Below are 12,883 nucleotides of genomic sequence, written 5' to 3' on the forward strand. Positions count from 1 at the left end.
AACGATAATTTATTCATAAAGGGGCAAGAAAGAGTTGAAAAAACATCATTTATCCACATGGCTCTACTTTCTAATTCCATCTATACTAGGCGTCATTTTATTCATGATTCCTCTGAAATTCGGGGAAGAATGGAAAGTTCCGATCGCAAAATTCGCGGATATCCTGTCCGGCTGGCTCGAACCTGCCATGCCGATGACTGCAATGATAATTATTGTAATCGCGGCGCTCGGCTCATTGCTGTATGCCTTCATTCCGCGTTCAAGTTCCAACCCTTCTCTTATGGAGGGATTATTCAAAGTTACGCCGTTCTGGACAGTTACCCGTCTACTTGGTGCTGTATTCGCTATCATGGTCACATTCAAACTTGGGCCTGAAGCAATCTGGAGTGAAAACACAGGCGGCTTGCTTCTCGCACCGGATGGCCTTGTGTCATTCTTATTCACAATCTTCCTTTTCGCAGGTCTTTTATTGCCATTATTATTAAATTTTGGCCTGTTGGAGTTCTTCGGGACGATGATGGTTAAAGTGATGCGTCCTTTATTCAAACTTCCAGGACGCTCTTCCATCGATGCGCTCGCTTCATGGATTGGCGATGGAACGATCGGCGTGCTATTGACGAGCAAGCAATATGAGGACGGGCATTATACACAAAGGGAAGCCGCAATTATCGCGACGACGTTTTCGGTCGTTTCCATTACATTTTCACTTGTCATTATCGACACGGTCGGCATGTCGAACTACTTCCTTCCGTTTTACGGAACAGTGCTGTTGACAGGTCTCATTTTGGCGCTTATCATGCCGAGGATTTATCCGCTCAGAGGCAAGAAATCCGAGTACATAGACGGCCGTCCTTTCACGGGAGACGATGAAAAACTTCCTGAAGGCTATAATGTGTTTAGTCATGGACTCGAAAACGCGCTCGATACCGCTTCGAAGAACCGTTCCGTCGGCAAGATTTTCACCGATGGTATGCGCAATGTGCTCGATATGTGGATCGGCGTTGCACCGGTCGTCATGGCTTTCGGTACAGTAGCGCTCATGCTAGCGGAATATACAGGCATCTTCACGTTTTTAGGGAAGCCATTCGAGCCAATCCTTTCCGTATTGGGCATTCCGGAAGCTGCGGCTGCGGCACAGACGATGGTCGTCGGTTTTGCGGACATGTTCCTGCCGGTCATTTTGGCTGAAGGCTCCATCACTTCGCCAATGACGTTATTCACGATTGCGACGATTTCAGTCGTCCAGCTTATTTACATGTCCGAGGTCGGCGGTTTGATTCTCGGAACGAAAATTCCTATCAATATTTTAGATTTGATCATCATTTTCCTATTGCGTACGTTGATCGCCTTGCCGATCGTTGCAGGCGTAGCACATCTACTGTTTTAATTAACGAAAAGCGGAAACGGCCGCTTAGGCATGGTCGTTGAAGCTAGACAATAACGTAAAAGCCGCTGATCCCTTATCCGGGTCAGCGGCTTTCTTCATGTTACGCTTTCAATTTCTTTTTCAATTTCTCCAGCATATCCGCAGTCATCGCATCCAAATCATACGATGTCTTGAATCCCCACTCGGCGACAGCCGCTGATGGGTCGATGTGATCTGGCCAGCTGTCTGCAATCGCTTGGCGGATCGGATCGACGTTATACGTCAATTCAAATTCCGGAATGTGCTTTTTGATTGATGCTGCGATCTCGCCCGGCTCGAAGCACATCGCGGTCACATTGAACGCATTGCGGTGCATCAATTTCCCAGGATCTGCTTCCATCAGGTCGACGATCGCTTGCAAGGCGTCCGGCATATACATCATATCCATGCACGTGCCTTCTGCAATGAAGGACTCATACTTTCCGTCCGTGATCGCTTTATAATAAATATCCACGGCATAATCGGTCGTTCCCCCGCCCGGCTGCGCCACATAGGATATCAATCCCGGGAAGCGCACACCGCGCGTGTCAAGGCCGAATCGGTGGAAGTAATAATCGCATAATAGCTCACCCGCGACTTTATTGACACCATACATCGTCGTCGGCCGTTGCAATGTGTCTTGCGGTGTATTCAACTTCGGTGTCGAAGGACCGAATGCCCCGATCGAGCTGGGCGTGAAAAATTGCATGTTGAGCTCGCGCGCAGTCTCAAGCGCATTCATAAGCCCACCCATGTTGAGGTTCCACGCAAATAGCGGTTCAGCTTCGGCTTTAGCTGAAAGAAGCGCCGCCATATGCATGATCGTGTCCGCGCCGAAGTCCTTCGCCACGTCGTGCATCATCTTGCCATCCGTCACATCGAGGACTTGGAACGGTCCCGCAATCGGCTCGAGCGGCTGGCGAATATCTGTCGACAACACATTTTCTTCGCCATATTCTTTCTGCAGCTTGCCAATTAATTCCGAACCGATCTGGCCAAGTGCTCCGGTCACCATAATTTTTTTCAATACTGACTCCTCCTACTATTCAAATGCTTTTATGGAAAGGACATAATTTTTTAATAATTGAATAAACCCATTAACATCAACATAAAAAGATTATATTATGTGCGCCTGTAAAACACAACAGCTTTTCCTTCCTTATCAGCTTTTCCCTATATTTTTCTGGTATACTATAGAAAAAACCTTGAGGTGCACAATGTTCAGTAAATATATGAATTTAATTTTAGTCATCATTATTAGTGCCTTGTTGGCGGTGGGATTATTTTTGTCCGGCATGCAGACTTGGCTCGTTTTCACGATTATTATGGCGTTCACATTCATTTTGACGATGGGCTATCCATTCTATATCATCTACAGAACGAGAAGTTTGAAACTGATTGACCGCTATTTGGCCAACCACCGGAGTAAACCGATCTTCAGCTATGCATATGCTTTGGCCCATGGAACGGACAAGGAGATCACCGATTCGTTGAAGAAGATCTTGAAATCTTATCCTCAAGCGGAAGTGCAAGATATCTATAATGCAAATCTGTTAGTGTTCCAGAAGGATTGGAGGCATTTGATCGACACTTCGAAGTCGATGACGACGGCTTTCTACCGTGATTATTATGCGGGTATCGGGTATACAATGAGTAATAATAAGGAGAAGTCTTCCGAATCGCTATCGAAGGTGGGAACGCCGTGGATGGTCCATTCGTTGAAAGCGGTCATCGCCTTGAAGCAGGGACAGGGGGATTTATTCCAAAAAGAAGCGGCGCTGGCGACGAAACATGCAGTCGGCATGCAGCGCTATGTTATTCATCATATGTTGAAGCGGATGGCGGAGGGCGTTCTTCCCGCCGAAGAGGTGTAAGTAGCAGGAGAATAATGGAGAACGCAAAGAAAGCCGATCTTTATCTAAGATTGGCTTTTTTCATCTATAAAAATTGCTTATCCTAAAGACTTCACGAATAATTTACCGTTGAGCATTGAGCATTCCAGCTGGCCTCTCGCATCGAGGTCCGTCACAATCGCTTCCATGTACCACCGATTGTTCCCATCGAACGGCGTCAATCTTTTCAATGTCCTGTTCGACAGTTCCTCGAATGAAATGACGTCAGCTTCGCGGATGATTGTGAGCATTATCTTTTTGATCTTCTCATATCTGAACTTCACAATCGACGCTCCGGCTCTGCCATTCGATTGCAAAAGTTGGACGCTTTCGTTATATCGCATTTGTGGCCCACCTTTTCAAGAGTGTTCTGCTCTCTATCTATTACCCTTTTTGACTAGAATTAATCCTATTTTATCAAAATAAAAAACTGCCGCATCAGCTTTACGCTGATACGACAGTTTTTTTACACTTTATGAAATGACGCCGAGTTCTTTACCTACTTTTTCATAAATAGCAAGCGCGTCATCAAGCATTTCCTTCGTATGAGAAGCGATCGGCATATTGCGTACGCGACCTTTGCCTTTCGGAACGGTCGGGAAGACAATTGACTTCGCGTATACGCCTTCTTCAATCAACCGTTGCGAGAACTGCTGCGTCAGTTTCTCTTCACCGATGATGCATGGCGTGATCGGCGTTTCGGAAACTCCGATGTCGAAGCCTAGTTTTTTGAGGCCTTCCTTTAGATAGTTTCCATTCTCCCAAAGCTTGTCATGCAGCTCCGTCGACTCCGAAATTTTATCCAACGCGCCCATGATGGCCGCAACGTCGCCTGCAGGCAATGCCGTCGAGAATAGAAACGGACGGGAGCGCACTTTCAGCCAGTCGATCAATGCCTGAGTCCCGGCAACATAACCGCCGACAACGCCGATCGCTTTCGATAATGTCCCGATTTGGAAGTCGATCTCTTTTTCGAGGCCGAAATGCTTCACAGTCCCTTTCCCTTTGCCTGTTACGCCGGATCCGTGCGCATCATCGACGTAAGTGATCAAGTCGAATTCCTTCGCGATCTCCACAATTTCAGGAAGCTTCGCGATATTACCGTCCATCGAAAACACGCCGTCCGTAATATACATCAGCTTGCCGTATTGTCCGGACTCCTTCGCTTCTTTCGCTTTCGCACGCAGATCGTCCATGTCCTGGTGCTTCACGCGGATGATTTTCGCACCGGAAAGACGGCAGCCATCGATGATAGAAGCATGGTTCAATTCATCTGAGAGAATGGCGTCCTGTTTAGTCATGACTGCAGAAATCGCCGCCATATTGCAGTTGAAGCCGGATTGGTAGGAAATCGCCGCTTCCGTCCCTTTGAATTCAGCGAGTTTCTTCTCGAGTTCAATATGGATGTCGAGCGTTCCGTTGATTGTCCGGACAGCTCCAGCACCGACGCCGTATTTTTCCGTCGCTGCAATTGCAAGCTTCTTCAAATCATCGTCTGTCGCCAGCCCTAAATAGTTGTTTGAGGAAAGATTGATTAGATCTTTTCCGTTGATTTTAATTACTGGACCATTCGGACCTTCCACCGGGTCGATTACATTGTAGAGGCCTTGGTCGCGCAGTTCCTGTAAATTTTCCTGTAAAAACGCTTCGAGAACTTTTGACAAAATGATCTTCCTTTCAAACGGTTGATGCCCCCATTTTAGCATAAGCGGGCAAAACTCGCAGAAGGAACCGTCTTATACGTCAATCCATTTTGAAAGTTGACGTGTTTTCTCCTCGAAGGATTTCCGGATGATTGCCTGATCGACGACTTCGCGCAGTCTGTTTTCGCTATGTGTATACGCATGCATATAGCCTGTCGCGTCCATGATTTTCTCTTTGTACCTGCCGCTGATTTCACGTATCTTCTCTTCCGCCTCTGCGTCTTCCATGCACATCGAAACGAGATCAAGAATTTCATCCAATGGACTTTCCGGATCATATTCGTGCGGTTGGGTCGCGTCGAACAGGCAAACCGACAGCTCCGGCAACAACAGGATGTCGACGCTTTTCGGATCTAGTCCGCACCAGCCATAGAGGACATCTATCCCCCGGCGCTCTGCCTCCTTGCCGAGCGCCTTCAACATGGTCGATTTCCCCGTTCCGGACAATCCTTTCATGAGGATTCTCCTCTTCGTCCAGCTCGTGATAGAGGGAATGAAATCACGCGACCCGCCCGGCGATAATGAGCCGGCGATCCGATGTGATACTGTCGATTTCTTACGCAGCTTCATTGTGCCAAATAGCTCTTCCTTCAAAGAGACGGTCATTTGCTCATGTTCACTCCACATCATCCTGACGATATTCACTTGCTCCCACTCGTCATGGATCTGCAATGCTTCGGACATGGATTGCATCATTTTGGTAAGTACAAGGTTTGATTCTTCCACAACATCGGCCATTTCAGTCGATCGGCTTTGCAGTTTTTCCTCGTCGTATGCATCATAAAAGCTGATAACGTGGTGGCGGCCGCCGATTTCGGTCGGCTCGAGCGAAACGGGGTGGGATGCTTGGAGAATGAATAAATTAATGTCCTTTACAAATATGGCATCCGTATTGTCAGGCAGGACGGGATTGTTGAAGCGATCCACATCATAGCCCCTTTTGATGAAATGAGCTGCTGCGTCGTTCAAAACATTGGATATCGCATTCGACGGCGGCGCTTTCAGAAAGATCGTTTTGTCAGCGGTGGCAATCAATGTATCGTATTTGTGCGCGACCCCTTGCCCTGTATAGGCTGTCCCCATGTATTCCGTTATTATCCCGTATATGATGACCATCCTTTCCCAATTGACTACTTGCATTTCTACCATATGCCCAGACAATAAAAAAAAGCACGGCTTGTCTGCCTGTGCTTTCATTCTTTATTTACGGAATAAAACCTGTTCGTCTTCCTCGCCGGCAAGTTTTAATAGCAGCTTGCGGCATTGCGGCAATGAATAATGGACAATTTGGCCGAGGAGGAGGGCGATGATAATTGTGCCGACTCCGACCGGTCCGCCTAGTAGCCAGCCCGCGAAGCCGACAATCACTTCATTCATCGTCCGCACCTTTTTCATGCTAATCCCGAGCTTGTCGACAAGGATCAGCATAAGGCTGTCACGTGGGCCTGCACCGACATTCGGCGCGACGTAAATGCCGACGCCGTAAGACATGACAATGACTCCGAGCGTGAAGATGATCACTTGCCCTGTCATCGATTCGAATTCTGGCAGCATCCAGTTGAACAAGTCAATGAATAAGCCGAGCAGGAACATGTTCAGCCAAGTCCCGAGTTTCGGCCATTGTTTCATCATAAGGGAGGTTAACGTGATGAGGGTCAAGCCGCTGATGATGCTCCACGTCCCGATCGTCAGCCCGAAGTGCCGGGATAGGCCAATGTGCAGGACGTCCCACGGGCCGACGCCAAGGCGCTGCCCTTTAATCGTCATTGTAATGCCGAGCGATAATACGATGACGCCGACAATAAAGAATGTCCATCTCCATATAAAAATCTTTTTCATTTGCATTCTTCTTTCTCTGCTACTCCATTGCGGTTAGCTAATTCTGTACTTCACCCATTGTAGCATGTGGCAAGAGGGCATGAAATACTTGGTTAGCCTTTGACAATATCATTGAAAGACGCTTCGGCGATACGGGCCAGGTCCGTCGGGGCCAGCTTCATCTGCAATCCAGGCTTTCCTGCACTGACGACAAACTGCTTCAGTTGTTGGGCAGAAGAATCGATCACGGTCGGATATTTTTTCTTCATGCCGATTGCAGAACACCCCCCACGGACGTACCCTGTCTCTATCGTCAGATCCTTCAACGGCAGCATATCGAGCTTTTTCACACCCGCCGCCTTCGCAGCCTTCTTCAAATCGAGCTCTTCCGCGACCGGTACGATGAAGACGAACAGCTCGCGCGGTCCCGCAATCGTCACGAGCGTCTTGTAGACAGATTCCTCCGCTTGCCCCGTCTTTGCGGCGACCGATACGCCGTCCAACTGGCCATCGTTTGTATCGTATTCCATCAGCTCATACGGCACTTGTTCAGTGTCCAATAGCCGTACCGCGTTCGTCTTCACGGATTTCTTCTGCTTTGCCATAAGTTCACACCTTCTTTCAATCAAAGAAAGGCCGCCATACCGGCGACCCTCTATATAGTAGGCTGTATTATAACCATTTTTCGCATGTGGCAAATCCAGCGAAAGAGCCTCTGTCCGAATATTCAAAGGGTACTTCTAGCTAAGCATTTTCACCTATTTTTACAAGTATATTCAAACTGCCATCACTTCTCGAACATCTTTTTCAAAGCATCCGCCAACGCCGTGTTCACAGGCTCTTCCTCCTGCTTTTTCATGAACTTCTGCACGTCGCGTTTGTCCGCCTTCTTGCCTCCGGACTGCGCGCGGCGTTTTTCAAAGGCGGAAAGTTTTTCCCTATGTCCACATTTACAGACGAAGATCCGTCCGTCCCCTTCGCCGCGCAATTCCAGCTTCTTCTTACAGTTCGGGCAGCGAGCATTCGTCAATTGGGAGACGTTGCGTCGATGGCCGCATTCCCTGTCCTGGCAGACGAGCATCTTGCCGCGCTTACCATTCACTTCAAGCATCGGCTTCCCGCAATCCGGGCACATCTTCCCTGTCACATTATCATGTTTGAACTTCTTATCGTCTGTTTTGATTTCTTTGACGGTCTTCTTCGAGAAGTCCACCATCTCTTTTATGAAAGCTTCTTTTTTCATTTTACCGTTGGCGATTTTCGTCAAGCTTTGCTCCCATTCAGCCGTCAAAGCCGGGGACTTCAAATCTTCGGGAACGAGTTCAAGCAGCTGTCTGCCTTTTGATGTCGTGAAGATATCGTTTCCTTTCTTCTCGATGACGAATGAGCTGAACAGTTTTTCGATAATGTCCGCACGCGTCGCTACCGTGCCGAGACCGCCAGTTTCACCAAGCGTTTTGATCAGATCCTTCGATTCGCCTGCCATGAACTGTGCAGGATTTTCCATCGCTGCAAGCAATGTCCCTTCATTGAAACGTGCTGGCGGTTTCGTCTGCCCATCGGTCATGATGATTGCTCGAATTTTCACCTCGCCGCCTTTCGTGAATGCCGGCAACCTGTCTGTATCTTCCTCTTCTTCGTCCGTGGAATAAACCGCCTTCCATCCTTCGTCCGTGACTGTCCTTCCTTTTGCTTTGAACATCTCCCCGCCCACATCCATCTCAGCAGTCACTTGCTCATAGCGGAACGGACCGAAGAAGACGGCTAGGAACCGCTTGACGATCAGATCATACAGGCGTTGCTCCTTATCTGACAGGTTCTGGTAGATCGGCGTCTCTTCCGTCGGGATGATCGCATGGTGATCGGAAACGCGCTTGTCGTCAATGACACCTTTCTGCGGCTTGATCGAATTCGAGCGCAGCAGGACATTGACCGATTTCCGGTACGGTCCGATGTCGACAGCCTTGATGCGCTCCTTCAACGTCCCTTCCATATCAGACGTCAAATGCTTCGAGTCGGTCCGCGGGTAGGTCACTGCTTTATGCCGTTCATATAGATTTTGAAGAGTCGATAACGTCTCTTTCGCGGACCACGACCAGCGTTTATGCGCTTCCTTCTGCAATTCCGTCAAATCGAATAAAGGAGGAGCCGGCTGTTGCTTCGGCGTCGTCTTCACGTCGATTACCTTTCCGGAATGAACCCCGTCGAGCTTCGTCAATAGTTTTTCAATCGCTTCTTTATTGAACGACTGCGTCTGCCCCGCTTTATCGGACCACGTAAATCTTGCCGTTTCGGTCAACGCCTGCAATCCGTAATACGATTTCGGCTTGAATTCGCGGATTTGCCTTTCCCGCTCCGCGATCATGGCGAGCGTCGGTGTCTGGACGCGCCCCGTCGATAATTGCGCATTGTATTTCACAGTCAAGGCGCGCGTCGCATTGATGCCGACGACCCAGTCGGCTTCTGCACGGGCGACCGCTGCTTCAAATAAGTTCTCGTACTGGCGGCCGTCCTTCAAGTTATTGAACCCGTCCTTGATCGCTTTATCGGTGACGGACGATATCCATAGCCGCTTCACGGGCTTGCGGTTCTTCGCCATTTCCAAAATCCAGCGGGCGACGAGCTCCCCTTCCCGCCCTGCATCTGTCGCGATAATGACTTCGTTCACATCACTGCGACGAAGCTGCGCCTTGACTGCATTGAACTGTTTCGTCGTCTGGCGAATCGGCGTCAGCTTGAAGGGCTCCGGAATAATCGGTAAGTACTCAAGCTTCCATTCCTTAAATTCATTGCCATACCCTTCCGGATCGGCGTGCGTCACAAGATGCCCGAGCGCCCATGTGACGATATATTTTTGGCCTTCTAAAAAGCCGTTTCCTTTTTTATTACAGCCGAGCACCCGCGCGATATCCCGCGCAACGGATGGCTTTTCGGCCAACACTACTGATTTGGACATGAATAAATCCCCTTTCTACATACTTTTATTATAAGGGAGAACGCGTTCCGTTGCATGCTTGGCGGAAGCGGCTCCCTTTGAGCGCGGGACGGCACAACTTGAGCGCGAATTGCCTATCTTGGGCGCGGTACGGACTACCTTGAGCGCGAATTGCCTATCTTGAGCGCGGAACGGACTACCTTGAGCACGAATTGCCTATCTTGAGCGCGGAACGGACTATCTTGAGCGCGAATTGCCTATCTTGAGCGCGGAACGGACTATCTTGAGCGCGAATTGCCTATCTTGAGCGCGGAACGGACTATCTTGAGCGCGAATTGCCTATCTTGAGCGCGGAACGGACTACCTTGAGCGCGGATTGCTAGTCTTGAGCGCGGAACGGACTACCTTGAGCGCATAACACCTCGCTTTGAGCACGCAGCAGCACGCTTTGGACGCGGGACCTTCTCCCATTAAAAAAAGCTGCCATAGAAAGTCGATTTCCGACTTTCTACGGCAGCCACTAATTAAATTCAATTCGTGTCCAATACATCTTTCGATAGATCTTGGCTCATCTCTGTATACTTCGCAAATACCCTTGCCAACTCGCGCAGGCGGTTATGCACATCTTCATCAATGATGCGGTTATCCTGATCGAAATGGCCTGAATGGGTGTAGACGAAATTCGGTGTTACGAGACAGCGGAAGTAATCTAAAATCGGCTTCAGCTGATTTTCAGGAACGAGATGATGCTGGTACGTGCCGCCATTCGCGACGATTGAAACTGGCTTGTAGCGCATTGCATGTGGATGCAGCATGTCGAATGCATTTTTCAACACGCCCGGAATGGAACCTTGGAAGATCGGCGTTGCAATGATATATGCATCCGCCTCTTCAAACTTCCGAACCATTTCCTGCATGTCTTCGTTATATTGTTCCGACGGACGCCCATCGACGAATTGATGATCATAATCCGCCATTTTCATCCGTTCAATTTGGAAATCGCCACTTGCTTCCTTCACATATACCTCGACCGCGTTAAGCACCGCGCCCGTTTTGCTGCCGATAATGGTCCCGTCCACAAACAAAACTTTCACTGGTCCATCCTCCTTAAAGCTGTGTTCACAATGACAATCGTACCATAACATTTAGTACAATTGCCTGAAAATGAGCTTACTTGGAGTTCCCATTCGACTTCGGGGCTTCTCCCGGGATGTCCCGCTTGCCTGTAGAGGGATCTTCGGCGAACATCTCTTCCAATTTTTCATACGGTATTTCCGTGTCTCCATTTTCTTCTTCCAACCGCTCCTTCACCCGCTCGATCGTTTTCGCCGGAGAAGACAAGGCGATCACCGCATCTCCCGCGTTCGCCTGCAATTCAACGTTCGGCGTGAAGAATTCAATGAAGCCGTCAGTACGCAGAATATACAGCAGAATCGACTTATCATCCCGTTCGCGCAAATATTGCGTGTAACTATATTGCTTCGTAATGAGCGTCTTCCGGATGACATGCCCTGCATGCATCCGCTCCTCCAGACTGTAAATCGAGATCGACGGGGAAAATAACGTCTGCCCGCCAATAACCGTGAATGCTTCCACGTCTTTTCCGACGTGGAAGGCCGTTTGAAACAAATGATCCCGTCCCAGATCCGGCTCAAAGTCCGCACAAACATGCGCGTTGTACAGATCCACCTTCGTCATCGCCAGCATATACCGGTAAGGCGTCAAATCGATATGATATTCAACCTGCTCCGACAAGATATCCCCTATATAACTATCAAGTCCGCGCTTTCTTGCATCTGCAAGCGCCGCCCACGACTGATCGATGAGCAGAACTTCATTCCTAGTATCTTTAATTGACTGCGCCAGTTCAGCCGCGAATCGCGTTCCGCCTATGATGGCGACGCCAGATTCGTCCGTCGTTGTCAAATTCAGCTTCCTAGCAATGAACCCGATTGAGAATCCGTGCAGAACGACTGTCGAAAGTACGAGAGCAAACGTCAAGGCAGTGAGCAGCTCCGCATCTTCATAGCCGTTTTCCAGCAATATGGAGGCAAAATAACCCGACACAGTCAGCGCCACGATTCCCCTCGGTGCAATCCAGCCGATCAGCAGTTTTTCACGGATATTCAAATCCGTCCCGATCGTGGAAATCCAGATCGACAATGGCCGGACGACAAATAGCATCGCCGCCACATACAACATGATGGCCGGGTTGAAAATCTCAATTAAGATTTTCGGATCAAGGGACGCGGTCAGCATGACGAATATTCCTGAGATAAGCAGTACAGAAATATTCTCTTTGAAGTGACGCACATCATTCAATGTCGTCAGGCGCATATTCGCCATCTTCATCCCCATCGCCGTAACGGCAAGCAAACCTGTTTCGTGCATGATTTCATCCGCAAAGACAAAGGTGAACAGCACGATGACGAATAGGATCGGCGCCTTCAGAAACTCTGGGATGCTTCCCCGCTCGAAAGCGTTCCCGATGAACAATGCCGCGAACCATCCGAGAAGGACAGCAAACGCGGAAGCCGCGAAGAACAGCAGCAGCGCCTTCAACGTCACTTCGGCATTGATAAATTTAATAAATTCAAACGCAAAGACAGCGAGCAATGCACCGAACGGATCGACGACAATCCCTTCCCATTTCAAGATTGCCGCTGGACGCGGTTTCAACTTCGCCTGTCGTAATAAAGGCAGAATCACTGTTGGGCCGGTCACGATGAACAGCCCTCCGATAATGAAAGCGACCTCCCATGAAAGTCCCGCTAAATAATGCGCCGCCAACGAGCCGGCGATCCAGGCGATGAATGCCCCGATTGTGACAATCCTCCCGACCGGCTTGCTAAAACTTCTTATTTCCCTAACATCCAGATTCAAGCTTCCTTCAAAAAGGATGATCGCGACTGCAAACGTGATGATCGGGCCAAATAGATCCCCCATGCTTTCTTGCGGATTGATCAATCCGAATACCGGACCGACGAGCAATCCCGCGAGTGCCATGACGACGATTGCGGGCATGCGGTATTTCCATGCGATCCATTGGGAAAGCATTCCGATCAAGATGACGAGCATCAAGTCGAACAATAAAGAATCGAACAACGGAAACACCCCGTTTCATTAAGAA

Annotated in this window: 11 protein-coding genes; 2 read left to right on the top strand and 9 right to left on the bottom strand. The window is 49.1% G+C overall.

Translation table 11 applies throughout. The features are described 5' to 3' along the window. Positions 1–34 precede the first annotated feature (34 nt). Complete coding sequence (locus tag M3191_RS02215; protein ID WP_251697813.1) at positions 35–1,387, top strand: YjiH family protein; 1,353 nt, start codon at positions 35–37, stop codon at positions 1,385–1,387. A gap of 100 nt (positions 1,388–1,487) precedes the next feature. Here M3191_RS02215 and M3191_RS02220 read toward each other — a convergent pair whose 3' ends face one another. Then, positions 1,488–2,432 (bottom strand): L-threonine 3-dehydrogenase, encoded by a 945-nt coding sequence (locus M3191_RS02220; RefSeq protein WP_251697814.1) that lies wholly within the window; start codon positions 2,430–2,432, stop codon positions 1,488–1,490. Between the two features lie 190 nt (positions 2,433–2,622). Between M3191_RS02220 and M3191_RS02225 the strand changes: the two genes are divergently transcribed. Continuing rightward, a complete protein-coding gene (locus M3191_RS02225; RefSeq protein ID WP_251697815.1) occupies positions 2,623–3,279 on the top strand; it encodes a hypothetical protein in 657 nt (218 codons plus the stop codon). Positions 3,280–3,356: 77 nt separating this feature from the next. Here M3191_RS02225 and M3191_RS02230 read toward each other — a convergent pair whose 3' ends face one another. The 8 genes from M3191_RS02230 to M3191_RS02265 form a co-directional block, all read right to left on the bottom strand. Further along, positions 3,357–3,641, bottom strand: coding sequence for a DUF6958 family protein (locus tag M3191_RS02230; RefSeq protein ID WP_251626523.1), 285 nt, complete (start codon positions 3,639–3,641; stop codon positions 3,357–3,359). Positions 3,642–3,770: 129 nt separating this feature from the next. Continuing rightward, positions 3,771–4,961, bottom strand: coding sequence for a glycine C-acetyltransferase (locus M3191_RS02235; protein ID WP_251697816.1), 1,191 nt, complete (start codon positions 4,959–4,961; stop codon positions 3,771–3,773). Between the two features lie 72 nt (positions 4,962–5,033). After that, complete coding sequence (locus M3191_RS02240; protein WP_251697817.1) at positions 5,034–6,140, bottom strand: nucleotide kinase; 1,107 nt, start codon at positions 6,138–6,140, stop codon at positions 5,034–5,036. 60 nt (positions 6,141–6,200) lie between these two features. Next, the gene (locus M3191_RS02245) at positions 6,201–6,839 is read right to left on the bottom strand and encodes a YczE/YyaS/YitT family protein (protein WP_251697818.1); all 639 of its coding nucleotides are present in this window, start codon (positions 6,837–6,839) and stop codon (positions 6,201–6,203) included. A 92-nt stretch (positions 6,840–6,931) separates the two neighbouring features. Beyond that, the gene (ybaK, locus tag M3191_RS02250) at positions 6,932–7,423 is read right to left on the bottom strand and encodes a Cys-tRNA(Pro) deacylase (protein ID WP_251697819.1); all 492 of its coding nucleotides are present in this window, start codon (positions 7,421–7,423) and stop codon (positions 6,932–6,934) included. A gap of 182 nt (positions 7,424–7,605) precedes the next feature. Then, entirely contained in the window at positions 7,606–9,774 is a 2,169-nt protein-coding gene (locus tag M3191_RS02255; RefSeq protein ID WP_251697820.1) for a DNA topoisomerase III, read from the bottom strand. A gap of 509 nt (positions 9,775–10,283) precedes the next feature. Further along, on the bottom strand, positions 10,284–10,847 hold the full coding sequence (locus M3191_RS02260; protein WP_251697821.1) for an NADPH-dependent FMN reductase: 564 nt from the start codon (positions 10,845–10,847) through the stop codon (positions 10,284–10,286). A 76-nt stretch (positions 10,848–10,923) separates the two neighbouring features. Then, positions 10,924–12,858, bottom strand: coding sequence for a cation:proton antiporter (locus M3191_RS02265; RefSeq protein WP_251697822.1), 1,935 nt, complete (start codon positions 12,856–12,858; stop codon positions 10,924–10,926). Positions 12,859–12,883 lie beyond the last annotated feature (25 nt).

This window comes from Sporosarcina luteola (genome assembly GCF_023715535.1).
In the GTDB taxonomy this organism is placed as follows: Bacteria; Bacillota; Bacilli; order Bacillales_A; family Planococcaceae; genus Sporosarcina; species Sporosarcina luteola_B.

What these genes read in the sequence shown, in the direction of transcription:
- M3191_RS02230 (WP_251626523.1), bottom strand. Translation starts at nt 3,641, where the DNA reads ATGCGATATAACGAAAGCGTCCAACTTTTGCAATCGAATGGCAGAGCC.
- M3191_RS02240 (WP_251697817.1), bottom strand. Translation starts at nt 6,140, where the DNA reads ATGCAAGTAGTCAATTGGGAAAGGATGGTCATCATATACGGGATAATA.
- M3191_RS02245 (WP_251697818.1), bottom strand. Translation starts at nt 6,839, where the DNA reads ATGAAAAAGATTTTTATATGGAGATGGACATTCTTTATTGTCGGCGTC.
- ybaK (WP_251697819.1), bottom strand. Translation starts at nt 7,423, where the DNA reads ATGGCAAAGCAGAAGAAATCCGTGAAGACGAACGCGGTACGGCTATTG.
- M3191_RS02255 (WP_251697820.1), bottom strand. Translation starts at nt 9,774, where the DNA reads ATGTCCAAATCAGTAGTGTTGGCCGAAAAGCCATCCGTTGCGCGGGAT.
- M3191_RS02225 (WP_251697815.1), top strand. Translation starts at nt 2,623, where the DNA reads ATGTTCAGTAAATATATGAATTTAATTTTAGTCATCATTATTAGTGCC.